Below are 26,067 nucleotides of genomic sequence, written 5' to 3'. Positions count from 1 at the left end.
CGGATGGGACAGATGGGACGGCGGGGACGGCGGGGACGGAGAGGCGGCCGGGTTCGGATGGGAGGCACGCCGGCGGGCGGCAAGATCGGAAAACGGGGTCGGGAACGTCCCGGCGTGTCGCGGCGTGGCAAAGTGGAGGTATGTGCGGGAGATACGCGTCTGCGCGGGGCAAGCAGGAGTTGCTGGAGGAGTTCCAGGTCGAGCTCGACGGAGCGGCCGACGAGGAACTCGGGCCCGACTACAACGTCGCGCCCACGAAACCGGTGTACGCGGTGATGAGCCGGGTGCCGAAGTCGGCGCCGGGCGACCGGCCGATCCGGCAGCTCCGCGTGGTCCGCTGGGGACTGGTCCCCGCCTGGGCGAAGGACCCGTCCATCGGATCCAAGATGATCAACGCGCGGGTGGAGACGGTGGCCGAGAAGCCCGCCTACCGCAAGGCGTTCGCCGAGCGCAGGTGCCTCATCCCCGCGGACGGCTACTACGAGTGGGCCGTGCTGGACGAGAAGGACGCCAAGGGGAAGCCGAAGAAGCAGCCCTACTTCGTCCGCCCCGCCGACGGCGGCGTGATGGCGATGGCGGGACTGTACGAGTTCTGGCGGGACCGGGGCCGCGCCGACGACGACCCGCTCTCGTGGCTGGTGACCTGCACCATCATCACGACCGACGCCGTGGACGAGGCGGGCAGGGTCCACGACCGCATGCCGATGCTGATCGAGCGCGACCGCTGGGGCGAGTGGCTCGACCCGGGGACGCCCGACGCGAAGGGGTTCCTGATCCCGGCCGGCTCCACGGGCCTGGAGATCCACCCGGTCTCCACCGCCGTGAACTCGGTGCGGAACAACAGCCCTGAGCTCGTCGAGCCCCTGAAGGAGGAATAGACGGACCCCCGCTAGGGGCGCCGGGCGCTGGCCACCAGGTGGATGCCCACCGTGTCGTCGTCGTCCGGATGGGTGTCCAGCTCGGTGTTGACCAGCCAGGTGAGCGCGCGGGAGTCGGAGGCGAGCACGTGGTCGACCGTCGAGGGGGACAGCACCGTGCGGGGCCGTATCCACTCGACCTCCAGCCCGGCGTCGGTGAGCAGCTCGCGGAGCTGGGCGCTGCTGAAGCAGCGGGTGATGCTGCCGTCGGGCCAGGGCACGAGCATGACCTCGCCGGTCTGGCGCAGATGGGCCCAGTAGTTCTGCTCGGCGAGGATCGCCATCCCCAGCACCAGGGAGTCGACGCAGACCAGGGCGCGGCCGCCGGGGCGCAGGACCCGGGCGACGTCGTCGATCGCGGACTCGGCCATGAGCTCCACCGACATCGCGCGCTCCTCGGCGAGCACGGCGTCCACGCTGCTGTCGGGCAGGAAGCGCAGGTCGTCGGCGCGCACCTGGCTCACCCTGGAGATGTCGTGCGGCGGCTGGCCGTCCGTGGGCCTGCGGAAGTCGACCACCTCGACCACCCGATGTCCCGACTTCGCCGCCTGGACACCCCAGCGGCCGTCCCCGCAGGACATGTCGAGGACGGTGGACGGTTTTTCCGGCAGCCATCGGCTCAGTTGCTCGGCCACGACCGCGTGGTAAAAGGTCCAGTACGGCCCGAGCGCACCTGAGCCGTTCAGCTCTTCGGCCGGGATGGGCAGCACAAGCAGCTCCTGGCGTCGGGAGGATCCGGTGGTCTTTCAACTACCTGCCGGTACGTATCTTCTTTTCCCCGTACCGGGTCGTTCGTCACCTTCTATCTTGCGGGAACAGATGACAGTGCGGGTGTGTTGCAAGCGGACAACGCACGATCCTTTCGGAGGTTGGCAAGCAGATGCTCGCCTTGATCGAACCAGTCACCCGCCCCGGTGATCGGCCTATCCCCGTCGAGCGGGTATTCTCCGCTCAGTACGGTGTCCCGCGTCAGCAGGACTCCGGCGATCTTAAGGGGGTGGGTCAGGTCCCTGCGACAGACGAGGAGACTCTGGAGCAGCGGAGCACACGGTTCGAGCGGGATGTCATGCCCTATCTCGACCAGCTTTACTCCGCCGCGCTTCGGATGACCCGGAACCCCGCGGACGCCGAGGACCTTCTTCAGGAGACCTTCGCGAAGGCCTTCGCGTCTTTTCACCAGTTCCAGCAAGGCACGAACCTCAAGGCGTGGCTTTACCGGATCCTGACGAACACTTTCATCAACAATTACCGCAAGAAGCAGCGGGAGCCCAAGCAGTCGGGCGCCGAGGAGATCGAGGACTGGCAGCTCGCCAGGGCCGAGTCGCACACCTCGGCGGGGCTGAAGTCGGCGGAGATCGAGGCGCTCGAGCATCTCCCCGACACCGACGTGAAGCAGGCGCTGGCCGCGCTTCCCGAGGAGTTCCGCATCGCGGTCTACCTCGCCGACGTCGAGGGCTTCCCGTACAAGGAGATCGCCGACATCATGGGGACCCCCATCGGGACCGTGATGTCGCGGCTGCACCGTGGCCGCCGCCAGTTGCGGACCCAACTTGAGGACTACGCCCGCGAGCGTGGCCTGGTTCCCGCGGAGGGTGCGAAGTGAGTGCGCGAGACAGGAACGACGAACCCGTCGGCACGGGCCTCTCGGCCAGGGGTGGGGTGATCGCGTGAGCTGCGGCGACCACCACGACACCGACTGCCGCGAGGTCCTGGACAAGGTCTACACCTACCTCGACGGTGAGCTCGACGAGAGCAACTGTGCCGAGATCCGCGTGCATCTGGACGAGTGTCACCCCTGCCTGGAGGAGTACGGCCTGGAGCAGGTCGTCAAACAGCTCGTCGCCAAACACTGCGGCTGCGACCAGGTCTCGGCCGACCTGAGGGCGAAGGTGCTCAGCCGTATCGACCAGGTGCGCTCCGAACTGGCTCGCTGACCTCCTAGGATCTGTCGTACGGCCTTGGGCGTACGACGATGGGGGTTCACCATGCGCATACTCGTGACCGGCGGGGCGGGATTCATCGGATCCACCCTCGTCGACCGGTTGCTGGCCGACGGGCACGAGGTGGCGGCCGTGGACGACCTGTCGGGCGGCGATCGCGGCAACCTGGTCGGTGCCGCGAGGAACCCCCTGTTCGCCCTGCACGTGATGGACATCCGTGACCCGGCCCTGATCGGCCTCGCCGCCGAGTGGAGGCCCGAGGTCGTCTGCCACCTCGCCGCGCAGATCAGCGTGCGCAAGAGCGTCGCCGACCCGGTCCATGACGCGCGGCTCAACGTCGAGGGCACCGCGTCGGTCCTGACGGCCGCCCACCGCGGAGGCACCCGCAAGGTCGTCTTCGCCTCCTCGGTCGCGGTCTACGGCAGGCCGGCGGTCATCCCGGTCCCCGGCGGCGCGGCGACCGACCCGCGTTCCCCGTACGCGGCCTCCAAGCTGAGCGCGGAGACCTACCTGGCCACGTTCAAGGCGCTCCACGGCATCGACTACACCACCCTGGTGCTCTCCAACGTCTACGGCCCGCGCCAGTCGCCCGACGGCGAGGCGGGGGTGGTCGCCATCTTCACCGACGCGCTGCTCAACGGCACCCCCACGGTGGTGTACGGCGACGGCACCCAGACCCGCGACTACATCTTCGTCGACGACGTGGTGGACGGTCTCGTCCGCGCCTGCGGCACCGAGGGCGGCGGTGGCCGGTTCAACCTGGGCACCGGCGTCCAGACCACCGACCGGCGGCTGCACTCCCTGATCGCGGAGGCGGCGGGTGTCGCCGACGAGCCGGGCGAGGCCCCGGCGCGCCTGGGTGACCTCCCCGCGATGGCCGTCGACCCGGCCCCCGCGTTGGAAGGGCTCGGCTGGCGTCCCCAGACGGAGCTGGCCGTGGGGCTGAAGAGCACCGTCGACTGGGCGAGGAGCAGGCTCGCGAGCCTGTGACGCGAAAGGCCTCCGGGAGGCCGTCGGCGTGAGCGCCGATCACAGACCCGTCCGCGTGGCAGGTGGCGATCACTCCGGCGCGATCCGACGCGAAGGATCCCGCGTGCCCGTCCGCCTGTCAGGTGCCGATCACAGATCCGTCCGCGCGGCAGGGGCCGATCGCAGGCCCGTCCGCGCGGCGAGTGGCGATCACTCCGGCGTGAGCCGAGGCGAAGAATCCCGCGCGCCCGCTCGGGTGGCCGGCGCGATCATTGGCGCGGCTCCGAAACCCGATACTCCGGATATTCATGGCTCACAGTGATTGCTTGATTACGCTTTGCTTGCGATTGGCCGTCTCGCCCTCCTGAGCAGGTTCGCTTCGATAGCCTGGGTGCGAAATCAACGTGGAGGCAGCGCATGTTGAAGGAAACGGTCACCTCAGTCTTTCCTGGGATTTCCTGGACCTGAGCACGCGCCCTTTAGGAACCCTAAGGTGGCCGCTTTGCGTGGACTGCCGTGGTTTGCCAAGGTCTATCTGATCCTTGTCATCGGAGCCGCGTTCGCGCTGCTCGGATACAACGTGGTCTCGGGCGGCGGGCTGGATCTGCTCGACTGGTCCAACCTCATGGTCCTGGCCCTGCTGTTCCTGGTGTGCGAGTCGGTGCCCACCCTGCTGCACGTCCGGCAGGCCGCGGTGTCGGTCAGCTTCTCCGCCGTGCTCGCCGCGGTGGTGCTGCTCGGCCCGGAGGGAGCGGCGCTGGTCGGCATGACGGCGATGTTCAGCGTGCGGCCCGGCCTGCCACTGGTGAAGCGGCTGTTCAACAGCGCCCAGTTCGCCATCTGCGGCTACGTCGCCGGCCGGGTCTACGTGTGGCTCGGCGGCAGGCCGGGGGTGCCGACCGTCGCCGGGTTCGACGACATCATCGTGCCGTTCGCGGGCGCGGCGGCCGTCTTCGTGCCCCTCAACTTCGTGCTGATCGCGCTCGTGCTGAAGCTCACCGGTCAGGCCGACCAGGTGCCGCTGCGGGGCGTGGCCCAGTTCATGGTCTCCTACTTCGGCTACGCCACCTTCGGCCTGCTGATCGCCGGATTGTGGGCCACGGTCAACTCGATCTCCGCGGTGCTCGTGCTGCTCCCGCTCTTCGTGGCCCGCTGGGCCTTCGGCCAGTATCTCGCGCAGCAGCGCTCCTACGACGCGACGATCGCCGCGCTCTGCCAGGCCGTGGAGACCAAGGACTACTACACGCGTGGCCACTGCACCCGCGTCTCCAAGGCCGCGGGCATGATCGCCGAGGAGATCGGCATGGGATCGGAGCGGTTGCGCGCGATCCGTTACGCGGGGATGCTCCACGACGTGGGCAAGCTGGGCGTGCCGACCAAGGTGCTGCAGAAGGACGGCCCGCTCAGCGAGGAGGAGTTCGCGGCCATCCAGCTCCATCCGATGCGCGGGCTGGAGATCGTGCGCGGCATCGACTTCCTGGACGAGGCGTTCGCCGGGATCATGCACCACCACGAGCGGCAGGACGGCAAGGGCTACCCGATGGGGCTGGCGGGCGACGAGATCCCGGAGTTCGCCAGGATCATCGCGGTGGCCGACGCCTTCGACTCGATGACCTCCGACCGCTCCTATCGCAACGCCCGCTCGCGCGAGGTGGCGATGACCGAGCTGCGCAAGGGCGCAGGCACCCAGTTCGACCCGGTGATGGTGGTGGCGTTCGTCAAGGCCGTCGACCGGCACGGCTGGGAGCCGCCGCGCACGGTCGTCACGCCCCCGGCCGACGTGACGGAGACGACCGCGAAGGACCACGACGACCCGACCATGCCCATCCAGGTGGTGTCCGAACGTTGAACGGCTCCGGCACCGGCCGCGTTCTCCGGACGCTCGACTCGGGACAGCTCCTGCTGATCTGCGCGGCAGGACTCGTGGCGGTGGCCGGGGTGGCCCACACGGCCGCGACCGGCCTGCTCGACCCTCAGATCGCCGTCGCCTTCGGCGCGCTGATCGCGATCGGCGAGCTGGTCAGGCTCACCATGCCCGGCAACAGGGAGGTGGCCCCGATCGGCGCGGCGGCCGCGCTCGGTTACACGCTCCTGCTGGACATGGGGGGTGTCCCCACCCGGCATTCGGCGTTGCAGGTCGTCGCGGTGCTGTCGGTCGGCATGGTGGCGGGGGCGCTGCCGCACCTCGCGGTGGGTCGCCCGCCCCAGCTGGACGGGATGGCGCGCAGGCTCTTCACCGGTGCCCTGCTGGCGCTGGCCTACCGGCCGCTGGCGGGGCCGCTGTCCGACCTCGCGGGGGGAGGGGAGAGCGGCTGGTGGCCCGCGCTCGGCGTGATGGCCCTGCTCATCCTGATCATGGTGATGGTCGACGTGCTGCTCGCCGCCGTGCTGCGGGCCGAGCAGGTGCGTGCCGCCCTCAAGGTGGCCGTCCGCGACGAGTTGCGGATGGCCGCGCCGCTGGGAGCGGCCGTGGCCGCCTCCGGCATCCTGCTCGCGCTCGCCTCGCACAGCATGGGCATGACCGCGCTGCTGGTCTTCGCGGCGCCGCTGCTCGTCACCCAGGTCGCCTTCCGTAAGTACGCCGGGATCAGGGCCACCTACCTGCAGACGGTACGGGCGCTGTCCCGGGTCACCGAGGTCGGCGGGTACGTCGAGCCGGGGCACTCCCGCCGGGTGAGCCGCCTGGCGGTGGCGGTGGGGCGGGAGCTGGGCATGGCGGAGCCCGAGCTGCTGGAGCTCGAGTACGCCGCGCTCATGCACGACATCGGCCAGTTGTCGCTGCGCGATCCCATTCCCGGCGGTGCGACGGTCCTCACCGACCCCGAGCAGGCGCGGCGCATCGCCGAACTGGGGGCGGAGGTGATCAGGCAGACCGGGGTGCTCGACCGGGTGGCCGAGATCGTCCGCCGCCAGTGCGACACCTGCGCGGAGGCGCCTCCGATGGCGAGCCGCATCATCAAGGCGGCCAACGCCTACGACGACCTCGTCGGCGGTTCCAGCGACCGCGACCGGGCGGGCGCCGCCCTCGAACGGCTCCGGCTGGGGGTGGGTCAGGAGTACGACCCGACGGTCGTCGAGGCGATGGCCCGGGTGATCGACAGGCTGGCCCCGATCCACCGGCTCTAGACCTCTCGCCGGATCGGCCCGCCGTTCGCCACGGAGACCGACGAGGCGCTCGCGCGGGGCCACGTCGACGCGGGCGCCCGCGAGACCGTGCCGGGTTTCCGTGAGAGACCCGCCGAGCCGCCGGAACGGCACTGGAGCGGCGCTGGAACGGCAGGAGTGGCAGGAGTTCGTCGGCGGAAACTACGACTCGGGACTGGTGCCCTCCTAGGCGGGCGTGATCAGCTTTTTCTGACACAGTTGAGAGACGTTGAACGATGGGAGTTTCCGGTGGTCGAGATCCGCGCTGAGATGGTGGCGAGTGTCTGGAAGGTCCTGGTGTCCGAGGGTGACCCCGTCGAGGACGGCGACACCCTGGTCATCCTTGAGTCGATGAAGATGGAGATCCCGGTCCTCACGGAGGACGCCGGCGTGATCTCCCAGCTGAAGGTCGCCGAGGGCGACGTCATCCAGGAGGGCGACCTGATCGCCGTTATCGAGTAGTCCCACCGTCGCGGGCGAGCCGGGCGAGGAAGCGCTCACGGTCGACGACCACGCGCTCGATCGTTCCCGAGGCGACGACGGATGTCCGGTCGCGGGCGGTGAAGCCGAAGACCAGGCGGCGCCCGTCGACCTCGGTGAGCTCGACGGCGATCTCGACATGCGTGCCGACCGGGCTGGCCTCCAGGTGCTCCAGAAAGACGCGGGTGCCGACGGAGGTCTGGCCCGGAGTCAGGGCACCCGCGACCGCCTGGACGGTGGCCCGCTCGGCGAGGGCGAGCAGGCGGGGGGTGGCGAGCACGGGGACGTCACCGCTGCCGACCTTCGTCGCGGTGTCCTCTGTTTCCACCATGATGAGCAGCCGTGCCTGCAGACCGGGAGCGAGCGTCATGCGCGTCAGCATAGGGTCTGGTCTCGTGACCTCGTACTGCGACCACTGCGGGCGCCCGGAGGGTGAGGCAGACCACGCCGCGTGTCTGTCGGCCCGCGCGATGGAGCCACCCCGCTACTGTTCTCGCTGCCGCCGCCGGATGGTGGTGCAGGTGACCCCCGGCGGCTGGTCCGCGCGCTGCGCCGAACACGGCACCACGAGCGGCTGACGCCGCCCGCTTTCACCCCGACTCACACGTTCTTTGCCGAGCCTTGTAGGATTTTGCGGAGTTCGTCCCGGATGTCTTGGGGTGACGCCGTGGCGCCCGCGTTGATTGTTTCCTCTGTGATTTTCGGGCGGCTTTGGGCGCAAGAGCCTGCAAGGTGGATAAGTACGCCTAAAAGTGCTGGGTTTTGTGCGATGCTACGGCACGCATCTCGTTTGTGAGCCATGCGGCATGCAGGGTTTCGTTACAGCGCCGTGATGGTGCCGCGACGCGGATCCGCTTTGTTGGAGAGCTCTGAGGTAGGAGTGAAGAGGGTTACGGGGGAGCCATGGTGGCCCAGGGCACGACGCTGGCGGGGCGGTATCGCCTAAGCACCCGCATTGGGGCCGGCGGTATGGGCGAGGTGTGGAAGGGCGAGGACATCGTCCTGGCTCGCACCGTCGCCGTGAAGGTGCTGCTTCCAGGCCGTACCGACGACCCGGGCTTCCTGGTTCGCTTCCAGGGCGAGGCCAGGGCGATGGCGACGATCAACCACCCCGGGGTCGTCGACGTGTACGACTACGGGGTTCACGAGGTGCCCGGCGCGGGGGCGACGGCATACCTGGTGATGAAGTTCGTCGACGGCGAGCCGCTCGACCGCCTGCTCGGGCGGCTGCGGCGCATCGCCCCGGGGGCCGCGATGGATCTCATCGCCCAGGCTGCCTCGGCGCTGCAGGCGGTCCACGACCAGGGCATCGTCCACCGGGACATCAAGCCGGGCAACCTGCTGGTGCGGTCGGACGGCACCCTCGTGCTCACCGACTTCGGCATCGCCAGATCCGACTCCGCCAGCCGGCTGACGGACGCGGGCATGGTGCTCGGCACCGCCGCCTACTGCGCGCCCGAGCAGGCCGAGGGCGCGCCCGTGACACCGGCCGTCGACATCTACGCGCTGGGCGTGGTGGCGTACGAGTGCCTGGCCGGGCAGCGCCCGTTCGACGGCGACACGCCCGTCACGATCGCGCTCAAGCACATCCGCGAGACGCCGCCGCCGCTGCCGCCGGACGTTCCGCCCGCGGCGAGGGCACTTGTGGAGCGCTCCCTCGCCAAGGATCCGGCCCGGCGCTTCCCCAGTGCCGCGGCGATGAGCGCCGCCGCCAGGCAGGCCGCCTTCGGCACGGAGGGCGGCGACACGCTGTCGGCGTCCGCGCGGCAGGCGGGGCCGCCGGAGACCGGCTGGCAGACGCAGGCCCCCCAGGGCGGCCCGCAGGAACAGACCGGCTGGCAGGGGCAGGGATCGGCCGTTCCGCAGACGGGCTGGCAGGGAGCCCAGAACCCGGCGGGAAACTGGCAGGGCGCCCAGCCTCCGACCGGTGGCTGGCAGGGAGGCGCGCAGCCCTCCACCTCGCCGACGGTGGGATCCGAGGCGGTCGCGCAGGGGCGCGGACGCCGCGGCACGCAGAAGCCGAGGAGCAAGAGTGTGCTGGTCGCGTCGGCGGCGGTCGCGGCCGTGATGTGCGCGGGTCTCGTCGCGGTGGCGATCAACGGGATGGCGGCCTCCAGGGAGACAGCGAGTTCCGTGGAGCCGCCGGTGGCCACACCCACCGTCGACGAGACGAAGCCGCCCACGGTGAAACACACCCGCAGGACGCTCACGCCCACCCCGACGGTGACGCGGCCGACCAGACGCACCCCCACCCCGAAGCCCGCCGAGGAGGACGAGCCGCCGACGCCCACCCCGACGGTCACGAAGCCGCCGAAACCGACTCCCACCCCCACACCGACCCCGAGCCCGACACCGCTGCCGAAGAAGAGGGTCCCCGGCACCGTCGGCATGAAGCCGGAGGCGGCGGAGGCGGCGCTCAAGCAGGCGGGTTTCAAGGTGAAGCGCACCTACAGCGCCGACGTCAAACCCGAGCACTGCACCGAGGTGGTCGAGTCCCTCCCGGCCGCGGACACGATGTGGGACCCGTCCAAGCCGGTGGAGGTCATCATCGCCCCCGTGCACTGTCCGCCGACGCCCACCCCGACGGCGACGGGCAAGCCCTAGCCGTATCGACCCGCGGGGTTGTCGACGCGGGTGATCGGCGGTCGGCCTCCGAGTGCGGGGCGTCATCGACGGTGGTCGCAGGCGGGCGGAAACTCCTTCAGAGCCGCTGTGCGCTCGTCGTTGCCGGCGTAGGGCCGTAGGTAAGGCCCGTTCGTCCAGCGAAGCGTTCTTGCCGTTGGTCTGCGGACGGCAGGGGCGTGTGTCGGCGCACCGGCTTCGCGCGACGACGGGCGAGCCTCGATTTCGGGTGGTGTGCCGACGGGCTCGCGCACCGGAGAAGACCTCTTCGGTCCTGCGTGCGCGAGCCCGGTGGCGCTCCTTCAGATGCCCGTGGTCTGCCGGGGGTAGGCCACCGAGGGGTCGGTGGCGATGTTGACCATGTAGGGGATACCGGAGTCGAACGCGCGGCGCAGGGCCGGGCCGATCTCCGACGGGTCGGTGACGAGCTCGCCACCGCCGCCGAGGGCGGTCACCACCTGGTCGTAGCGGCACTGCGGCTGCAACTCGGCGGCCACGTCGTAGCCGTAGAGCATCTGCATGGGGTGCTTCTCCAGGCCCCACATGCCGTTGTTGCCGCAGATCATCACGACGGGCAGGCGGTGCCGCACGAGCGTGTCGACGTCCATCAGCGAGAAGCCGGCCGCGCCGTCGCCGAGCAGCAGCACCACCTGCGAGGAGGGACGGGCGATCCTGGCGGCGATGGCGTAGCCCAGGCCCGTGCCCAGGCAGCCGTACGGGCCCGGGTCGAGCCAGTTGCCCGGCTGGCGCGGCTCGACGTACTTGCCCGCGTACGAGACGAAGTCGCCGCCGTCGCCGATCACCACGGCGTCGTCGGCGAGGACCTTGCCCAGCTCCCCGTAGATGCGCATCGGGTGGATCGGGTCGGACGCGGACTCCAGCAGGTCGACGTCGGCGGCGATGGCGGCCGAGGCGGCCTCGGACAGCTGCGCGACCCAGGGCGCGTAGGTCTTGGGAGAGACGCCCGCGTTGGCGCAGGCCGAGCCGAGGCTCCAGAAGAGCAGCGAGAGGTCGCCGGCGGCGACGGCGACGGGATCCATGTGCGTGGTCAGCTGTGATGGCGCGTCGGCCAGGTGCACGACCTTGGCGAGCGGGGCGCCGTCCTTGCCGCCGAACCAGCCGTAGCCGAGGCGGAAGTCGATCGGGGCACCCGCCACGATCACCAGGTCGGCCTGCGAGAACGCCATTCCCCTCGCCCGGGTGACCAGCAGCTCGTGACCGGCGGGCAGGATGCCGCGGCCCTGGCCGTTGGGGACGACCGGCAGGCGGTACTCCTCGACGAAGCTCCTCGCGACCTCCTCGGCGCGGTCCATCCACACGTCGGAGCCGAGCACCAGCACCGGGTGCCGGGCCTCGGCGATCAGCTGGGCGATCGAGGCGAGCGCGTCGGGGTCGGGCTCCAGCGGGGACGGGGTCAGCGTCTCGGGGGCCTCCTCGAGCGGGGGCGCGGCCGAGAAGAGGTGATCCATGTGGAAGTCGAGGAAGACGGGGCCGCGGTGCGGGGCGAGGGCCGTACGGAAGGCCATCTCCACGTCCTGGGCGATGGAGTCGGCGCCGGAGCCGGTGAAGGCCAGCTTGGTGATGGGGGCGAACAGCGGCGGGTGGTCGATCTCCTGCAATGCGCCCGACCCCCAGCGCGACTGCGGGGCACGGCCTCCCATCACCACGACGGGGGAGCCGTTGAAGTGCGCGGTGGCCACCCCGCTGACGCCGTTGGTGATGCCGGGGCCCGCGGTGAGCACGGCCAGCCCGGGTTTGCGCGTCAGCCGTGCGGTCGCCTCCGCGGCGAAGACGGCACTCTGCTCGTGGCGGACATCCAGGATGGGCATGCCCTCGTGGACCGCACCGTCGTAAAGCGGGAAGATATGCCCGCCGGACAGGGTGAACATGGTCTCGATGCCGTATGCCTTGGAGACGGCGACCGCTATGTCACCTGCGTGCTTGGGAGACTCCATATCGCGCAACCTACCAGTCAGTCACTTAGCCGGACAGGGATTGTTCTCCCTGCCCCGATCCCATCGCCTAATGCGGCCGGCACATATCGCGTCTGTCGGGAATCGAACCGCCCAACGCCTGGTGGCGGGCGCCCTACGGGCCGTACGGGGTCGACGGGGGTCCGGTACGGGCCGGAGCGCGGACCCGCCGGGGCGGGACGGAGATCGGCGGGGGCCGGTACAGGCGGAGTGCGGCCCCCCCGGGGGGCGGGGCGAGGATCGGTGGGAGTCCGGCAGGGGCCGGGTGAGATCCGGCTCGCGGGGACCTCCGCGTCTCCGCGAGCCCGCGAGGCTCCGAGATGTTCCCGAACAGGGTGAGGGTGATCTCCGCGAGCCCGCGCGAGGCTTCGAGGGGGTCTCAGAGGGTGTCGGAGAGCGCCTTGATGGGCATCTTGAGGTCCACCAGCAGGCCCAGATCCGCCTCGGCCGTACGGCCGAGGGTGGTCAGGTAGTTGCCGACGATGATCGCGTTGATGCCGCCGAGCATGCCCTCACGGGTGCCCAGGTCGCCCAGGGTCAGCTCGCGGCCGCCCGCGTAGCGCAGGATCGTGCGGGGCAGCGCGAGCCTGAAGGTGGCGATCGTCCTGAGCGCCTCCGGCCCCTCCAGCAGCGGGAAGGACTCGAAGGGGGTGCCGGGGCGCGGGTTGAGGAAGTTCAGCGGGACCTCGTCGGGCGCCAGCTCGCCGAGCTGGCCGGCGAACTCGGCCCGCTGCTCCCGGGTCTCGCCCATGCCGACGATGCCGCCGCAGCACAGTTCCATCCCGGCCTCGCGCACCATCAGGCAGGTGTCCCAGCGCTCCTCCCAGGTGTGGGTGGTGACGACCTTCTCGAAGTGCGACCTCGCGGTCTCCAGGTTGTGGTTGTAGCGGTGCACGCCCATCTCGGCCAGCTCGTCGACCTGCTCCTGGGTGAGCATGCCGAGCGAGCACGCCACGTTGATGTCGACCGCCTCGCGGATCGCCTTCACCCCCTCGCGGACCTGGTCCATCAGGCGCCGGTCGGGACCCCGTACGGCGGCCACGATGCAGAACTCGGTGGCACCGGTCGCCGCGGTCTCCCTGGCGGCCTCGACCAGCGAGGGGATGTCGAGCCAGACGGCGCGGACCGGGGAGGAGAACTGCCCGGACTGCGAGCAGAAGTGGCAGTCCTCCGGGCAGCCGCCGGTCTTGAGGGAGACGATGCCCTCGACCTCCACCTCCGGGCCGCACCACTTCATCCGCACCTCGTGGGCGAGGGCGAGCAACTCGTCGAGACGGTCGTCGGGAAGCTCCAGGCAACGGAGCGCCTGCGCCGCGTCGAGCCCGCGGCCCTCCTCAAGCACCTGCGTCCGGGCGATCTCGAGGATGTCGCTCATCTGATACCTCCAGCGGGGAGATGGGCCGCGGCTACGGCTACGGGGAAAGCCTAAGGGTGGCCCGGAAGGAAGCGGGGTCGAAGCCCCCACCCAGCGTGGGGCCCAGCCCCGCGCGGGCCGCGCGGGCGAAGGCGTCGCGCTCCAGCAGCCCGGCTCGCTCGGGGAGGGCGCCCGCCAGCGGCCGGGCGGCCAGCATCTCCAGGTCCGCCACGTTGCTCCGCTCGGCGAGGCCGGGCTCGGCCGGCCAGGAGCCGATCACCACCCCGGCGGGCTCCAGCCCCCGGTGGGCCATCGCCTCCAGCGTCAGCGCGGTGTGGTTGAGGGTGCCGAGCCCGGCCCTGACCACCAGGAGGACCGGTGCCGAGAGCGCGCGGGCGAGGTCGGCGAGGGTCGCCCCCTCCTCGTCGAAGCGAACGAGCAGCCCGCCCGCCCCCTCGACGATCACCAGCCGGTGCGAGGAGGCCAGCTCCTCGATCCGGGCCGCGGCCCGCGCGACGGAGACCGGCGGCAGGCCGGACAGGCGGGCCGCCGCCGCGGGGGAGAGCGCGGCGGGATACCTGGCCAGCTCGAAGGTCGTCCCCACTCCGGACAGCCGGATGACGTCGTCCATGTCGCCGGGGTCGGCGCCGGACACCCCGGTCTGCGCGGGCTTCACCACCGCGACCGAGGAGCCCCGCTCCCTGGCGAGCGAGGCCACCGCCGCGGTGACGACCGTCTTTCCCACCCCGGTGTCGGTCCCGGTGACCACGAGAATGCTCACCCGTCTCACCTTAGGCGCGGCTCGGGTGTGCCTCAGGGGCGGCGCAGGCGGGTGATGAACTTGTAGCGGTCTCCCCGGTACAGCGACTGGGCCCACTCGACCGGGTTGCCGTCCGCGTCGAAGGCGTGCCGGGTGAGCAGGAGCATCGGCAGGCCGACGTCCACACTGAGCACCTGCGCGTCGTACGGGGTGGCGAGCACGGTCTCTATGATCTCCTCGGCGTCGGTCAGCCGCACGTTGTACGCGTTGTACAGCGTCTCGTACAGCGAGGAGTGCATCTCCAGCTCCCGCCTGAGGCGGGGAAAGCGCCGGGCCGACAGATGAGTGGTGTCGATCGACATCGGCTCGCCGTTGGCCAGGCGCAGCCGGTGCAGGCGCAGCACGCGGCCGCCGGCGTTGATCGCCAGGCGGCGGGCGAGCGCCTCGTCGGCGGTGACGTAGCTGATGTCGAGGATCTTGGTGTCGGGTTCGAGGCCGACGGTCCGCAGGTCCCCGGTGTAGGAGGTGAGCTGGAGGACCTGGGCGACCTTGGGTTGTGCGACGAACGTCCCCTTGCCCTGGATGCGCACCAGGCGGCCCTCGACCACGAGCTCGGACAGGGCCTGGCGCACGGTCGTGCGCGACGTCTCGAAGCGGACCGCGAGGGCCCGTTCCGGTGGCAGGGCGCTGCCCGCGGGCAGGCTCTTGGTGAGGCTGAGCAGGCTGCGCTTGACGTCGTAGTATTTCGGGATCCGCGGGGAGTCGTCGCTCACATGGTCACCTTCATCTCGGCCACGGCGGTGAGTGCACCCCGGATCACCGCTAGATCATCGGAACTCAGATTGGCCCGTGCCGTCAACCGCAGGCAAGAGCGGCCGACCGGCACCGAAGGCGGCCGGAAGCATCCGGCGCGCACCCCGTGTTCCGCGCAGACGAGGGCGGCCCGAAGCGCGGTCTCGGGCGGGCCGAGCACGATGGGGACGACCGCGCCCGCCGGATCGCCGGTCTCCAGGCCGAGATCGCGGGCCATCGCGGCCAGCTCCCTCGCCCTGGTCCGGACAAGTCCCGGCAGTTCGGGCTGATGGTGAAGGATATCGACGGCGGCGAGTGCCGCCGCCACACTGCCCGGCGCGAGCCCGGTGTCGAAGATGAACGAGCGTCCCGTGTCCACGAGGGTCTGGATCACCTCGGGCGCGCCGAGCACGGCTCCGCCCTGCGATCCCAGGGACTTCGACAGTGTGATCGTTCTCACAACACCCGGTTCGGCCGCGAGCCCCGCGGCGTGCACCGCGCCCTGCCCACGAGCGCCGACGACCCCGATCGAGTGCGCCTCGTCGACGATCAGCAGCGCGCCCTGGCGCACCGTCGCCGCGTGCAGTTCCTCAAGCGGCGCCAGGTCGCCGTCCACGGAGAAGATCGCGTCGGTGACCACGATCGCGTGCTCCTCGTCCCGGTCGGCGAGTGCCTTCTCCACCGCCACCGTGTCCCGGTGCGGAGCGACCACCACCCGTGAGCGCGACAGCCGGCAGGCGTCCACGATGGAGGCGTGGTTGCCCGCCTCGGAGACCACCAGGGCGTCCCTGCCCAGGGCCGCGACGGCGGCCAGGTTGGCCAGGTAGCCGGAGGAGAACACCAGGGCGCCCCGCGCGTCGGTGAAGGCGCGCAGACGCGCCTCCAGGCGCGCGTGCAGGGCCGTGGAGCCCGTGACCAGGCGGGAGCCCGTGGAACCCGTGCCCCAGGCGCGGGTGGCCTCCACGGCCGCCTCGACCAACCGCTCGTCCCTGGCCAGGCCGAGGTAGTCGTTGGAGGCCAGGTCGATCAGGCCGTCGTCGTCGGGTGTGCGGGCGCGCAGGACCCGCCGCAGCCCCGCCGCCTCCCTCGTGGCCGCCGCCGTGCGGAACCGGGCCAGCGGGTCGGGGGTCTGCTCCATAGGCGGCATCTTTCCAGCCGGACTCACCCGATTCGCGTTCGGGCCTGCAAAGAACGCATGATGCACGGGTGCCGACTCTAAGCGACCTGGCGGTTCGTCACACCGCGCTCGACGATGCGGACCTTGAGTGGATGCACTCGCTGGTGTCCGACTGGCAGCTCCTCGCCGACCTTTCCTTCGCGGACCTGATCTTGTGGATCCCCCTGAAGGAGGGCACGGGCTGGATCGCGATCGCGCAGATGAGGCCCACCACGGGGCCGACGGTCTACCACGACGACATCGTGGGCATGACGGCGGCCAAGGGGGAGAGGCCGCTCCTGGAGACCGCCTGGAACGAGCGGCGCATCTGCCGCGAGGGCGATCCCGACTGGTCGAGCGGGGTGCCGGTCCGTGAGGAGACCATTCCGGTGCGGAGGGCCGACCACTTCCTGGGCGTCATCCAGCGCTCGACGAACCTCTCCTCCGCGCGCACCCCCTCCCGATTGGAGCTGACCTACCTGCAGAGCGCCTCCGACCTGGCCCAGATGGTGGCCGAGGGCCGTTTCCCGTTCTCCGGCGCCGAGCCGATCCTGGTCCGCTCGCCGAGGGTGGGCGACGGGCTGCTCAGGCTCGACCGGGCGGGCCGTGTCACGTACGCCTCGCCGAACGCGCTGTCGGCCTACCGGCGGCTGGGCCTCAACGCCGATCTGGTCGGCGCGGAGCTGGGCCGTACGACCGCGACGCTCTGCTACTCCGACGAGCCCATCAACGAGAACCTGATGCTCGTCGCGAGCGGGCGGGAGCCCAAGGAGACGGAGGTGGAGTCGGGCGGCACGGTGGTGCAGCTGCGGGCGATCCCGCTGGTCGTCGGCGGCGGGAGGATCGGCGCGCTGGTGCTCATCAGGGACGTGACCGAGCTGCGGCGCCGCGAGCGGGAGCTGATGACCAAGGACGCCACCATCAAGGAGATCCACCACCGGGTGAAGAACAACCTGCAGACCGTGGCCGCGCTGTTGCGGCTCCAGGCCAGGCGGATGCAGCTGCCGGAGGGCAGGGAGGCGCTGGAGGAGGCGGTGCGCAGGGTCGGGTCGATCGCGATCGTGCACGAGACGCTCTCGCACACGCCCGAGGAGCAGGTCGACTTCGACGACATCGCCGACCGGGTGATCGCGATGACGGGGGAGGTCGCGGCGCCTGAGGCGCAGGTGGTGCCGTCCCGCGTCGGGACGTTCGGGGTGTTGCGCTCGGAGATCGCGACGCCGCTCGCGATGGTCCTCACCGAACTGCTGCAGAACGCGGTTCAGCACGGGCTGGCGCAGCGTCAGGGCAAGCTCCAAGTGATCGTGTCACGCGGTGCCGAGCGGCTGGATGTGATCGTGTCCGACGACGGCAGCGGGCTGCCGGAGGACTTCGATCTCGACCAGGCCACCAGTCTCGGCCTGCAGATCGTCCGTACCCTGGTGGTGGGTGAGCTGTCCGGGCGTCTCGCCATCGAGCCACGCCAGGGCGGCGGGACCGAGGTGAGCCTGAGCATCCCCCTCCCCGCGGTCTGAGCGGGGGAGGGGGAGCGCGTCGGGTCGCGTTCTCGCGAGGGGACGTGCTTGTCGCCCGGGGGGAAAGAGGGCTCACCGGGCCGGGGACGTGCTCGTCGCCCGGCCGGGGGAGACGGAAGGGGGGCGCGGAGGGTCAGACGCTCGCGCGGGCGCGGGCACGAGCCGTGCGGCGCTTGAGCGCGCGTCGCTCGTCCTCGCTCAGGCCGCCCCAGACACCGGCGTCCTGCCCGGATTCCAGGGCCCACTTCAGGCATGCTTCGCTGATGCTGCACGTACCGCAGACCTGCTTGGCTTCCTCGATCTGCATCAGGGCGGGGCCGGTGTTGCCGATCGGGAAGAACAGCTCGGGGTCCACGTCACGGCAGGCGGCTCGGTGGCGCCAGTCCATGCGTCCACTCCTTCGTAAGAGGAGCCCTTGCGTCGGCTCCGGCGGCTCACTTTGTGAAGAGTTTCACTAATCAGCGCGAACGGATCCCCGGCCCGTGGTCCGGGTCGGGGGACTGTTCACTTGATCGCCGGTGGCCTGGGAGCGAGGTGGTCGCTCAAAGGTCCTACGTTCCGACGTCATCTTGAGATTGTCAGCCACGCTTAGTACACGCAAGAGGTTTGGGGGAACGTTTTGCCTGAAATGGATGTCGGATGCGTCACACAGGCTCGCACGTAACCGATTAGACCAAGACCTGTAACGCGTCGGGGATAGAACGGAACGTTATTCGTTCGACCTCTCCCAGGTAGTCGCCGTCCAGCTGGAACGCCACGGGGCGCCCGGCGCTCAGGGTGAACTCCTTCTCGTCGTGGAGCTGCACCAGGTGGCGACCCGTCGGCAGCGTGTCGCGCTCACCGAGGATCTGGGGCATCAGCTGGAGCATGAAGGGCAGGCCGAGACGCTGCAGGCCCAGGAGGTCGAGCCCGGTCTCGAAGCTCGCCCACGGGGTCGGGGAGACCGGCCGGGGGCCGATGTAGGACCACGGGGAGGTGTTGGAGACGACGGCCATGAAGATGCCGCCGGTCCGCGGCACCTCGGGGCCCTCGACGGTCATCGGCGGGTGACGTTTGTCGGTCGACAGATAGTGGTGTAACGCGGTGTTCACATAGCGGGTGGGTGTCGCCTTGCGGCCGGTGCCCCGCATCCCCTCGACCGCCCTGATCACCTCGGCGTCGTACCCCAGGCCACTACAGAACGTGAAATATCTACTGTGGTCGCCCCAGATCGCCTGACCGAGCCCGACGGTCCGCCTCCGGCCGTCGCGGATCGCCTCCAGGATCGCCCCCATCGCCTCGACCGGGTCGTTCGGCAGGCCCAGGGCCCTCGCGAAGACGTTCGCGCTGCCACCGGGGATCGCGAGCAGCGCGGGCCTGTCGATCGAGCTGCCCTCGTCGCCGGCCTTGCCGTCCACCGGGTCGAGCAGCCCGTTCACCGCCTCGTTGATGGTGCCGTCACCGCCCAGCACGGCCACCGCGTCGTAGCCGGAGGCGTGCGCCTTGCGGGAGAGCCGCATCGCGTGCCCCCGGTAGGCCGTCTCCTCGACGGTGAGGTTCATCGTCGCGCTCAGCGCTCTGATGAGAACGTCCCTGGTTCGCTGGTTGGTCGTCGTCGCCTTCGGATTCACCAGGAGCATCGCGCGCATGACCTCAGCGTATCCGCCGGAAACCGGGCTGAGGCGGCGGAAGGAGAAGGCGGATGCGCGGGGACGGGGAACGGTGCGGGGGACGGGGAACGGGGCCGGGGTGGGGGAAGAGCCGGGCGGCCATACCCGGCGATAGGGTTGCCCCGTGTCGAACCGCCCGATGACCCTCACCGTCGCCGCCGCCGTCATGGCACTGGAAGGCGCGACCGTCCTGCTCCTCGGCGGCTACGCCGGAGTGGAGACGGTGATCGGCCGGCCGTCCGACGTGATGACCTCGATCGCCGTCGCCGCGTTCGGGATCATCATCGGCGCGGCCCTGCTCTGGGTCGGCTGGGGAATGCTCCACTCGGAGCGATGGTCGCGGAGCCCGGGGGTGCTGACGCAGATCTTCGCCATCCCGGTCTCGGTCACGATGATCCAGTCCGACCAGCGGGTGATCGGCGTCTCGCTGATCGTCCTCGCGGTGATCGGACTGGTCACGCTGCTGTCCCCGCCGACGACACACGCCCTCTACGGAGACCACGACCAGCCTTCTCGCTAGTCGTCGACGGTGAGGCCCTCCCGGAGCTGGGCGAGGGTCCTGGCGAGCAACCGGGACACGTGCATCTGGGAGATGCCGAGCTCGGTGGCGATCTGCGACTGCGTCATGTTGCCGAAGAAACGCAGCAGCAGGATCCGCTTCTCACGCGGAGGCAGCCGCTCCAGCAGGGGCTTGAGCGACTCGCGGTATTCGACGCCCTCCAGGGAGTCGTCCACGATCCCGAGGGAGTCGGCCACCGCCGGCGCGTCGTCGTCGCCGGAGTCGGGCGCGTCGAGGGAGACCGTGGAGTAGGCGTTGGCCGACTCCAGCCCTTCGAGCACCTCCTCCTCGCTCATCTTCAGGAACGCGGCCAGCTCGGCCACGGTCGGCGCGCGCCCCTCCCGCTGGGAGAGCTCGCTGATCGCCTTGGTGAGCGAGAGCTTGAGCTCCTGCAGGCGGCGCGGCACGCGGACCGCCCAGCCCTTGTCACGGAAGTGGCGTTTGATCTCGCCCACGATCGTCGGGGTCGCGTAGGTGGAGAACTCCACCCCGCGGCCGAGATCGAAGCGGTCGATCGACTTGATCAGCCCGATGGTCGCGACCTGGGTGAGGTCGTCCAGCCACTCACCCCGGTTGCGGAACCGGCGGGCGAGGTATTCGACGAGGGGAAGGTGGAGCTCGACGAGCTCGTCGCGAATGCGCTGACGCCGCGGGTCGTCGGAGGTCAACTCCACCAGTTCCGCGAAGAGCAGGCGCGCACGCACCCGGTCGGGCACCGCGTGGTCGCTGGCGGCCATGGCACGAGTCCTTTCCGTCACGCCGGCCTCGCCGCGCCTCGGCGCTTGCGGAGGACGATCGCCATACGGTCGGGGGAGTCGGTTACGGCATCCACATCGTCAGCCAGGGCGGTGAGCACCATCCACGCGAAGTCGTCGCGCTTCGGAGGTGTGCTCCCCACTGTGCTGACCTCGACCCGCACTTTCATCAGCTGCCCGGTGAGCTCGAACTCGGCGGTCAGATCTGTGCCGGGAACAGCCTGGGTCAGCAGCATCGCACACGCCTCGTCGACCGCGATCCGAAGATCCTCGATCTCGTCCAGCGTGAAGTCCAGCCGTACGGCGAGTGCGGCTGTCGCCGTACGCAGCACGGACAGATAGGCGCTCGTCGCCGGCAGCCGGACGCTCACCACGTCACGGATCCCGCCCATGCCGACCGCGGGCGCCTCGGTGTGTTCGGTCACGTTCCTCCTCGCAGAGTCGCTGACTGCAACCTACAGCCCTGAGACGGTGGTTGGCCCGCTTGGACTCGCGATCGGGGCGATTTGCCACCGTCAAGAGCCCATGAAGATACGCAAAAAGGGCACTGTTTTTAATGACGGCTCCGGCGCATCACGGTCCTGGGCGGTGACCGCACGGCGCCGACGCGCCGGTGTTCGGCCTGCTGGACGACCGGCGTTGCGACCCGGACGCCGTGACGGCGGCCCTCCTCGCGGGCCCCGATCCGGATCAAGGGGCGTCCCGGGGACGTTTCCTCGATCCGGACCACCGGTGCCCTCTCACGACATCGTTGTGAGGGTTTTAAGCGGCCTTGGTCTCCCAGAAGATCTTGGAGATGTCGTCGATCTTGCCGAGGAGCTCGTCGGCCTTGGCGACGTCGACCGTGCCCTTGCCGCCGGCCGCGCCCGCGAGCTTGGTGGCCTCCCAGAACAGCTGGTGCAGCTGCGGGTAGGTCTCCAGGTGCGGGGGCTTGAAGTAGTCGGTCCACAGCACCCACAGGTGGTGCTTGACCAGCTCGGCCCGCTCCTCCTTGATGGTGAGCGCGCGGGAGCGGAAGACCGGGTCCTCGTTCGCCGCGTACTTCTCCATGATGGCCTTGACGGATTCGGCCTCGATGCGGGCCTGGGCCGGGTCGTACACACCGCAGGGCAGGTCGCAGTGCGCGGAGGCGATGTGCTTGGGGCGCATAAGTCGTGCGAACATCGGAAATCCTTCCTTGATGCCAGGTTCAGAATGGTCCGGTTAACGACCTTACTCGTCTCCGAATGCCCGCGTGGGAGGGGGTTACGCTCGATGAGAGTCCGTGTCGCGGGCGAGTCGATGTTGCCCGCGTTGCGGCCGGGAGACTGGCTCTGGGTGCGGCGCGGCGCGGTCGTGCGGCCCGGTGACCTGGTCGTCGCCCGGCTGCCGTCCGACCCCGCCGTGCTCATCGTCAAGCGCGCCGCGTGGGAGGCGGACGGCGGTTGGTGGCTGGAGAGCGACAACCAGCGCGCGCCGGGGCGGCGTGACAGCTGGGACTTCGGGGCGCTGCCCGCGTCCGCGATCGTCGGCCGGGTGGTGCTGCGCTACTGGCCGGGTCTCTGGCGGGCCGGGTAGCTCTACCTGACGACCTTCTGGCGGGCACGGTAGGCGGCGACGTTGGCCCGGCTGGCGCACCGCTCGGAGCAGTAGCGGCGCGACCGGTTGGAGGAGGTGTCGAGATAGGCCCTGCGGCAGGGCGGCGCCTGGCAGAGGCCGAGCCGGTCGACGCCGAGGTCGGTGATCATGGTGGCGAGTCCCATCACCGCGCCCACCGCGTACTGGTCGGCCATCCGGCCTCCCTCGGTGAGGTGCATGTGCCAGCGCTCGCCGTCGTGACCGGAGATCTGCGGCTGGACCGGGTGGTGGATGAGCAGCGAGTTGAGCCGGTCGACCACCGCCTCCTCGTCGCCGGCCTCCGCGGTCTCGAACACGATCATCAACTCCTCGCGCAGGTCGCGCAGGGCCTCCAGGTCACTCCTGGTGATCCGGCAGCCTGGCCGGTAGCGGCCGCCCTCTTCCAGAAGCAGACGCAGCCCTTCGAGGCCGGTGAGCCGGTCGGGGCTGTTGATCAGTAGTACGGCCAGCTCCGCGTAGGAGGTGAGGTCCATCTGGGGATCCGTCGATGTAAGAGGCGGCATGGATTTCGAGTATTACACGATGTGGTGAGGCTAACACCCGGACGGCGAAAGTGAGTGGACTTCCTCCAGCGGAGGCAGTCTCAACATGTGGCACAATCGAGCAACGGGTGACCCCCGTACCCCTCCTGGCGACCGTGCCCAGTGAGCAGGCCCCGAGCGGCTACCGAAGCCCGGGACGGCTCCTCCGGCCGCCTCCGAAGGAAACATCCGTCTGTCTGACATGAACTACAGGGGTCGCTGTGGCCGTCACGCCATCCTCCGTCTCTCTCGAATCTCTCGATGCCCTCGATCTGGATCCGGCCTTCGCCCTGCACCGCGGCGGCAAGCTGGAGGTCCGCTCCACCGTCCCGGTCCGCGACGCCGACGACCTGGCACTCGCCTACACGCCGGGTGTGGCCAGGGTCTGCAGCGCGATCGCCGACGAGCCCGAGCTGGCCAAGGACTACACCTGGATCTCCAACGTGGTCGCCGTGGTCTCCGACGGCACCGCGGTGCTCGGTCTCGGAGACATCGGGCCCGCCGCCGCCATGCCGGTGATGGAGGGCAAGGCGCTGCTGTTCAAGCAGTTCGCGAACGTCGACGCGGTGCCCATCTGCCTCGACTGCACCGATGTGGACGCGCTGGTCGAGACGATCGTCCGGCTCGCCCCCTCCTTCGGCGGGATCAACCTCGAGGACATCAGCGCGCCCCGCTGCTTCGAGGTCGAGGCGCGGCTGCGCGAGATCCTCGACATCCCCGTCTTCCACGACGACCAGCACGGTACCGCGATCGTCGCGCTGGCCGCGCTGAAGAACGCCGCACGGCTGACCGGCCGCTCGCTGGGAGACCTGCGGGTCGTGGTCGCCGGCGCCGGCGCCTCCGGGATCGCGGTGAGCAGGATCCTCCTCAACGCCGGCATCGGCGACATCGCGGTCGCCGACTCCAAGGGGCTCATCCACGAGGGCCGCGACGGGCTCAACCCGATCAAGGAGGCCCTGGCGCGCGACAGCAACCGGGCGGGCCTGCGCGGTTCCACCGAGCAGGCGCTCGCGGGGGCCGACGTGTTCGTCGGGCTGTCGGGCTCGACGGTCTCGGAGGAGGCGATCGCGTCGATGGCCTCGGAGTCGATCGTCTTCGCGCTGTCCAACCCCACTCCCGAGGTGCGGCCGGAGATCGCGCGCAAGTACGCGCGGGTGGTCGCGACCGGCCGCTCCGACTTCCCCAACCAGATCAACAACGTGCTCGCCTTCCCCGGCGTCTTCCGCGGGGCGCTCGACGTGCGCGCCACCACGATCACCGAGAACATGAAGGTCGCCGCGGCCGAGGCGCTCGCCGGGGTGGTCGCGGACGACGACCTCTCGGCCGACTACGTGATTCCCAGCCCGTTCGACGAGCGCGTGGCCCCGGCGGTCATCGCCGCGGTCGCCACGCAGGCCCGTGCCGACGGGGTCGCCCGCCTCTAGGAGACACCGCACAGGTCACGGACGGTTCCCGGAACGGTTCCCGGATCGGAGAGGTCGCTCGCCTCCGGGGGCACCTCGTCGGAGGGGCCGCCCGGCTCCAGGGACACCTCACCGGCAGCGTGATCACCGACGCCCCTCGCCCGAACGGCGAGGGGCGTCGGTGCTTTCCGGAAACCCCGACGTTCGTCACGGATCGTGCTATAAAAAGAGCCCTCAGTTACCTATGTACGTAAGGCGTGCATCAGGTGGCCGGTGCGCGCACGGCCGGATCGCGCGCGTCGTCGGCACGCAGACGGTTCTCGCGGTGAGGGGAGCTATGGAACGCGAGCCCAACCGACTACTCCAGAGGCTCATCGCCGAGGCGGGCTTCACCCACAAGGGGCTGGCCCGCCGGCTCAACGATCTCGGCGCGGCTCGTGGCCTGTCCGGTCTGAGGTACGACCACAGTTCCGTGCTGCGCTGGATCGCGGGCCAACGGCCCAGGGACCCGGTCACCGGACTGCTCGCCGAGATCTTCGCGCTCCGGCTCGGCAGGGCCGTGAGCCCCGAGGATCTCGGCCTGTCGGCCGTTCTGACGCCGCTCGACCTCGGGCAGGAGTTCGACCACACGTGGCAGGAGGGAATCTCGACCGTGACAGCACTGTGGCGCGGGGACGTGGAGAGACGCAGGTTCTTACTCGACTCCACCTTCGCGATCGGGGCCGGGTCCGCCGGGGCGGTGCGCTGGCTCACCCTTCCGTTGGAGGGCCGCCCCGAGGGGCAGGGCACCCGGCGCGTCGGCATGGACGACATCGCGGCGATCCGGGAGGTCACCCGGTCTTTTGGTGAGCTGGACAACAGGTTCGGCGGCGGAAGAGTCCGTCCCGCTGTCGTGAAATATCTGGACACGTCGGTCGCGCCGCTCCTCGCCGACGGCTCGTACGCCGAGAACACCGGCAAGGCGCTGGCCTCGGCCGCCGCCGAGCTGACCCGGCTGGCCGGATGGATGGCCTACGACCTGGAGCAGCACGGCCTGGCCCAGCGCTACCTGATCCAGGCGCTGCGCCTGGCGCGCGGGGCGGGCGACCACGGGCTCGGCGGCGAGATCCTCGCGGGGATGAGCCACCAGGCCATATACATAGGACAGCCCGCCCACGCGCTCGACCTGGCCAGGGCGGCCCAGCTCTCGGCCCGGCGGGCGGGGATCTTCGCGCTGCTCGCCGAGACGCACGTGCTGGAGGCCCACGCGCACGCGGCACTGGACGACCGCGCGGCGTGCGCGAGCTCCCTCCACGAGGCCGAGCTCTCGTTCGACCGGCGCAGGGCCGGCCACGAGCCCGACTGGATCTCCTACTTCGACGAGGCCTACCTGGCGGCGAAGATCGCGCACTGTTTCCGCGACCTCGGCGACGGGCCGGGCACGGTGGGGCACGCGAGACGCTCGCTGGAGATGGACGGGCGCTATGTACGCGGGCGGATGTTCAACCTGTCGCTGCTCTCGGCCGGACTGCTCGCCTCGGGGGAGCTGGAGGAGGCCTGTTCCGTCGCGGTGGAGGCTCTGGAGCTTGCGAAGGGCCTGGAGTCGGCCAGGACGCGGTCGTACGTCGCCGACCTGCGGCGCAGGCTGGAGCCCTACGCCGCCGAGCGGTCGGTGGTGGAGCTGAACGAGCGGGTGAGGGAGCTCGACTCCGCCTGAGCTTGATCTCCACCCTGAGCTCGATCTTCACTGAGCGCCGTCCCGTTGGCGCGGCCCTCGTGAGGAGGTTCTCGTGAAGAGGGAGAGGCGTTCTCTCAGCGGCCGGCTGTCGTCTGCACGCTCGGGGAGCCCGCTGCGAGAAGACCGGATTCGGTGGGGGAATGGCCGAGGGGGGTCCGGCTGGTGCCGGACCCCCCTCGGGTGATGCTTTGGGTGGAGCTGGTGTTGCTGTGGGTCTGAGGTTTG

Annotated in this window: 27 protein-coding genes; 14 read left to right on the top strand and 13 right to left on the bottom strand. The window is 70.2% G+C overall.

Annotation, left to right across the window (positions count from 1 at the left end; genetic code table 11):
• Positions 1–140: 140 nt before the first annotated feature.
• Complete coding sequence (locus ACFY3V_RS39210; protein ID WP_362907137.1) at positions 141–878, top strand: SOS response-associated peptidase; 738 nt, start codon at positions 141–143, stop codon at positions 876–878.
• Between the two features lie 11 nt (positions 879–889).
• On the opposite strand, the gene ACFY3V_RS39205 is transcribed toward ACFY3V_RS39210, so the two are convergent.
• Positions 890–1,627 carry a methyltransferase domain-containing protein gene (locus tag ACFY3V_RS39205; protein WP_350949787.1) on the bottom strand — a complete coding sequence of 246 codons (738 nt, stop codon included), beginning with the start codon at positions 1,625–1,627 and terminating at the stop codon, positions 890–892.
• Between the two features lie 287 nt (positions 1,628–1,914).
• On the opposite strand from ACFY3V_RS39205, the gene ACFY3V_RS39200 reads away from it, so the two are divergent.
• The 6 genes from ACFY3V_RS39200 (at position 1,915) to ACFY3V_RS39175 (ending at position 7,432) form a co-directional block, all read left to right on the top strand.
• Positions 1,915–2,520: a sigma-70 family RNA polymerase sigma factor gene (locus ACFY3V_RS39200; RefSeq protein WP_350949786.1), complete on the top strand. Its 606-nt coding sequence runs from the start codon at positions 1,915–1,917 to the stop codon at positions 2,518–2,520.
• A 64-nt stretch (positions 2,521–2,584) separates the two neighbouring features.
• Entirely contained in the window at positions 2,585–2,851 is a 267-nt protein-coding gene (gene rsrA, locus ACFY3V_RS39195; protein WP_350949785.1) for a mycothiol system anti-sigma-R factor, read from the top strand.
• Positions 2,852–2,902: 51 nt separating this feature from the next.
• Positions 2,903–3,847 carry an NAD-dependent epimerase/dehydratase family protein gene (locus ACFY3V_RS39190; protein ID WP_350949784.1) on the top strand — a complete coding sequence of 315 codons (945 nt, stop codon included), beginning with the start codon at positions 2,903–2,905 and terminating at the stop codon, positions 3,845–3,847.
• 472 nt (positions 3,848–4,319) lie between these two features.
• Positions 4,320–5,675 (top strand): HD-GYP domain-containing protein, encoded by a 1,356-nt coding sequence (locus tag ACFY3V_RS39185; protein WP_350949783.1) that lies wholly within the window; start codon positions 4,320–4,322, stop codon positions 5,673–5,675.
• On the top strand, positions 5,672–6,952 hold the full coding sequence (locus ACFY3V_RS39180) for an HD domain-containing phosphohydrolase (protein ID WP_362907140.1): 1,281 nt from the start codon (positions 5,672–5,674) through the stop codon (positions 6,950–6,952). Before ACFY3V_RS39185 ends, ACFY3V_RS39180 begins: the two co-directional genes overlap by 4 nt.
• A gap of 267 nt (positions 6,953–7,219) precedes the next feature.
• Positions 7,220–7,432, top strand: coding sequence for a biotin/lipoyl-binding carrier protein (locus ACFY3V_RS39175; RefSeq protein WP_350949781.1), 213 nt, complete (start codon positions 7,220–7,222; stop codon positions 7,430–7,432).
• Here ACFY3V_RS39175 and ACFY3V_RS39170 read toward each other — a convergent pair.
• Positions 7,422–7,820, bottom strand: coding sequence for a thioesterase (locus tag ACFY3V_RS39170; RefSeq protein ID WP_350949780.1), 399 nt, complete (start codon positions 7,818–7,820; stop codon positions 7,422–7,424). The two genes, ACFY3V_RS39175 and ACFY3V_RS39170, sit on opposite strands and share 11 nt — an antisense overlap.
• Between ACFY3V_RS39170 and ACFY3V_RS39165 the strand changes: the two genes are divergently transcribed.
• Both ACFY3V_RS39165 and ACFY3V_RS39160 read left to right on the top strand, forming a co-directional pair.
• Positions 7,819–8,028 (top strand): hypothetical protein, encoded by a 210-nt coding sequence (locus tag ACFY3V_RS39165; RefSeq protein ID WP_362521376.1) that lies wholly within the window; start codon positions 7,819–7,821, stop codon positions 8,026–8,028. The two genes, ACFY3V_RS39170 and ACFY3V_RS39165, sit on opposite strands and share 2 nt — an antisense overlap.
• Before the next feature lie 325 nt (positions 8,029–8,353).
• On the top strand, positions 8,354–10,054 hold the full coding sequence (locus ACFY3V_RS39160; RefSeq protein ID WP_389780392.1) for a serine/threonine protein kinase: 1,701 nt from the start codon (positions 8,354–8,356) through the stop codon (positions 10,052–10,054).
• A 320-nt stretch (positions 10,055–10,374) separates the two neighbouring features.
• Here ACFY3V_RS39160 and ACFY3V_RS39155 read toward each other — a convergent pair whose 3' ends face one another.
• From ACFY3V_RS39155 to ACFY3V_RS39135, 5 genes are all read right to left on the bottom strand, one after another.
• A complete protein-coding gene (locus ACFY3V_RS39155) occupies positions 10,375–12,027 on the bottom strand; it encodes an acetolactate synthase (RefSeq protein WP_389780390.1) in 1,653 nt (550 codons plus the stop codon).
• Positions 12,028–12,424: 397 nt separating this feature from the next.
• The gene (gene bioB / locus ACFY3V_RS39150; RefSeq protein ID WP_350949776.1) at positions 12,425–13,420 is read right to left on the bottom strand and encodes a biotin synthase BioB; all 996 of its coding nucleotides are present in this window, start codon (positions 13,418–13,420) and stop codon (positions 12,425–12,427) included.
• 37 nt (positions 13,421–13,457) lie between these two features.
• Positions 13,458–14,180, bottom strand: a complete 723-nt coding sequence (gene bioD, locus ACFY3V_RS39145) for a dethiobiotin synthase (protein WP_350949775.1) — start codon at positions 14,178–14,180, stop codon at positions 13,458–13,460.
• Positions 14,181–14,212: 32 nt separating this feature from the next.
• Positions 14,213–14,932, bottom strand: coding sequence for a GntR family transcriptional regulator (locus tag ACFY3V_RS39140; RefSeq protein WP_350949774.1), 720 nt, complete (start codon positions 14,930–14,932; stop codon positions 14,213–14,215).
• A complete protein-coding gene (locus tag ACFY3V_RS39135; protein WP_389780387.1) occupies positions 14,929–16,098 on the bottom strand; it encodes an 8-amino-7-oxononanoate synthase in 1,170 nt (389 codons plus the stop codon). Before ACFY3V_RS39135 ends, ACFY3V_RS39140 begins: the two co-directional genes overlap by 4 nt.
• A gap of 59 nt (positions 16,099–16,157) precedes the next feature.
• Here ACFY3V_RS39135 and ACFY3V_RS39130 point away from each other — a divergent pair, with 59 nt between their 5' ends.
• Positions 16,158–17,621, top strand: coding sequence for a histidine kinase N-terminal domain-containing protein (locus ACFY3V_RS39130; protein WP_362907147.1), 1,464 nt, complete (start codon positions 16,158–16,160; stop codon positions 17,619–17,621).
• A gap of 133 nt (positions 17,622–17,754) precedes the next feature.
• Here ACFY3V_RS39130 and ACFY3V_RS39125 read toward each other — a convergent pair whose 3' ends face one another.
• Positions 17,755–18,009, bottom strand: coding sequence for a WhiB family transcriptional regulator (locus ACFY3V_RS39125; RefSeq protein ID WP_350949771.1), 255 nt, complete (start codon positions 18,007–18,009; stop codon positions 17,755–17,757).
• A 280-nt stretch (positions 18,010–18,289) separates the two neighbouring features.
• Entirely contained in the window at positions 18,290–19,249 is a 960-nt protein-coding gene (locus tag ACFY3V_RS39120; protein ID WP_362907149.1) for a diacylglycerol kinase family protein, read from the bottom strand.
• Between the two features lie 145 nt (positions 19,250–19,394).
• On the opposite strand from ACFY3V_RS39120, the gene ACFY3V_RS39115 reads away from it, so the two are divergent.
• A complete protein-coding gene (locus ACFY3V_RS39115) occupies positions 19,395–19,790 on the top strand; it encodes a hypothetical protein (RefSeq protein WP_362907151.1) in 396 nt (131 codons plus the stop codon).
• Here the strand turns inward: ACFY3V_RS39115 and ACFY3V_RS39110 are convergent.
• From ACFY3V_RS39110 to sodN, 3 genes are all read right to left on the bottom strand, one after another.
• On the bottom strand, positions 19,787–20,566 hold the full coding sequence (locus ACFY3V_RS39110; RefSeq protein WP_344893659.1) for an RNA polymerase sigma factor SigF: 780 nt from the start codon (positions 20,564–20,566) through the stop codon (positions 19,787–19,789). The genes ACFY3V_RS39115 and ACFY3V_RS39110 overlap by 4 nt on opposite strands.
• A gap of 17 nt (positions 20,567–20,583) precedes the next feature.
• Positions 20,584–21,009 carry an anti-sigma factor gene (locus ACFY3V_RS39105; protein ID WP_030924831.1) on the bottom strand — a complete coding sequence of 142 codons (426 nt, stop codon included), beginning with the start codon at positions 21,007–21,009 and terminating at the stop codon, positions 20,584–20,586.
• A 337-nt stretch (positions 21,010–21,346) separates the two neighbouring features.
• Positions 21,347–21,748: a superoxide dismutase, Ni gene (gene sodN, locus ACFY3V_RS39100; RefSeq protein WP_362907153.1), complete on the bottom strand. Its 402-nt coding sequence runs from the start codon at positions 21,746–21,748 to the stop codon at positions 21,347–21,349.
• Positions 21,749–21,838: 90 nt separating this feature from the next.
• On the opposite strand from sodN, the gene ACFY3V_RS39095 reads away from it, so the two are divergent.
• On the top strand, positions 21,839–22,141 hold the full coding sequence (locus ACFY3V_RS39095; RefSeq protein ID WP_350949766.1) for a S24 family peptidase: 303 nt from the start codon (positions 21,839–21,841) through the stop codon (positions 22,139–22,141).
• A 2-nt stretch (positions 22,142–22,143) separates the two neighbouring features.
• Here ACFY3V_RS39095 and ACFY3V_RS39090 read toward each other — a convergent pair whose 3' ends face one another.
• Positions 22,144–22,674 carry a CGNR zinc finger domain-containing protein gene (locus ACFY3V_RS39090; RefSeq protein ID WP_389780382.1) on the bottom strand — a complete coding sequence of 177 codons (531 nt, stop codon included), beginning with the start codon at positions 22,672–22,674 and terminating at the stop codon, positions 22,144–22,146.
• A 269-nt stretch (positions 22,675–22,943) separates the two neighbouring features.
• On the opposite strand from ACFY3V_RS39090, the gene ACFY3V_RS39085 reads away from it, so the two are divergent.
• Entirely contained in the window at positions 22,944–24,146 is a 1,203-nt protein-coding gene (locus ACFY3V_RS39085; protein ID WP_389780380.1) for an NADP-dependent malic enzyme, read from the top strand.
• Positions 24,147–24,462: 316 nt separating this feature from the next.
• Positions 24,463–25,821 carry a hypothetical protein gene (locus tag ACFY3V_RS39080; protein WP_362907158.1) on the top strand — a complete coding sequence of 453 codons (1,359 nt, stop codon included), beginning with the start codon at positions 24,463–24,465 and terminating at the stop codon, positions 25,819–25,821.
• The last annotated feature ends 246 nt before the right edge of the window (positions 25,822–26,067 follow it).

This window comes from Streptosporangium sp. NPDC000095 (genome assembly GCF_042899335.1).
Taxonomy (GTDB): domain Bacteria; phylum Actinomycetota; class Actinomycetes; order Streptosporangiales; family Streptosporangiaceae; genus Streptosporangium.
The sequence above is the reverse complement of the archived record's forward strand: the minus strand, read 5'-3'. Positions and strand labels throughout refer to the sequence as shown.

What these genes read in the sequence shown, in the direction of transcription:
- ACFY3V_RS39160 (WP_389780392.1), top strand. Translation starts at nt 8,354, where the DNA reads ATGGTGGCCCAGGGCACGACGCTGGCGGGGCGGTATCGCCTAAGCACC.
- ACFY3V_RS39110 (WP_344893659.1), bottom strand. Translation starts at nt 20,566, where the DNA reads ATGGCCGCCAGCGACCACGCGGTGCCCGACCGGGTGCGTGCGCGCCTG.
- ACFY3V_RS39170 (WP_350949780.1), bottom strand. Translation starts at nt 7,820, where the DNA reads ATGACGCTCGCTCCCGGTCTGCAGGCACGGCTGCTCATCATGGTGGAA.
- ACFY3V_RS39095 (WP_350949766.1), top strand. Translation starts at nt 21,839, where the DNA reads ATGAGAGTCCGTGTCGCGGGCGAGTCGATGTTGCCCGCGTTGCGGCCG.
- ACFY3V_RS39125 (WP_350949771.1), bottom strand. Translation starts at nt 18,009, where the DNA reads ATGGACTGGCGCCACCGAGCCGCCTGCCGTGACGTGGACCCCGAGCTG.
- ACFY3V_RS39165 (WP_362521376.1), top strand. Translation starts at nt 7,819, where the DNA reads ATGCGCGTCAGCATAGGGTCTGGTCTCGTGACCTCGTACTGCGACCAC.
- ACFY3V_RS39090 (WP_389780382.1), bottom strand. Translation starts at nt 22,674, where the DNA reads ATGGACCTCACCTCCTACGCGGAGCTGGCCGTACTACTGATCAACAGC.
- ACFY3V_RS39210 (WP_362907137.1), top strand. Translation starts at nt 141, where the DNA reads ATGTGCGGGAGATACGCGTCTGCGCGGGGCAAGCAGGAGTTGCTGGAG.
- bioB (WP_350949776.1), bottom strand. Translation starts at nt 13,420, where the DNA reads ATGAGCGACATCCTCGAGATCGCCCGGACGCAGGTGCTTGAGGAGGGC.
- ACFY3V_RS39080 (WP_362907158.1), top strand. Translation starts at nt 24,463, where the DNA reads ATGGAACGCGAGCCCAACCGACTACTCCAGAGGCTCATCGCCGAGGCG.
- ACFY3V_RS39120 (WP_362907149.1), bottom strand. Translation starts at nt 19,249, where the DNA reads ATGCGCGCGATGCTCCTGGTGAATCCGAAGGCGACGACGACCAACCAG.
- ACFY3V_RS39135 (WP_389780387.1), bottom strand. Translation starts at nt 16,098, where the DNA reads ATGCCGCCTATGGAGCAGACCCCCGACCCGCTGGCCCGGTTCCGCACG.
- ACFY3V_RS39155 (WP_389780390.1), bottom strand. Translation starts at nt 12,027, where the DNA reads ATGGAGTCTCCCAAGCACGCAGGTGACATAGCGGTCGCCGTCTCCAAG.
- sodN (WP_362907153.1), bottom strand. Translation starts at nt 21,748, where the DNA reads ATGTTCGCACGACTTATGCGCCCCAAGCACATCGCCTCCGCGCACTGC.
- ACFY3V_RS39190 (WP_350949784.1), top strand. Translation starts at nt 2,903, where the DNA reads ATGCGCATACTCGTGACCGGCGGGGCGGGATTCATCGGATCCACCCTC.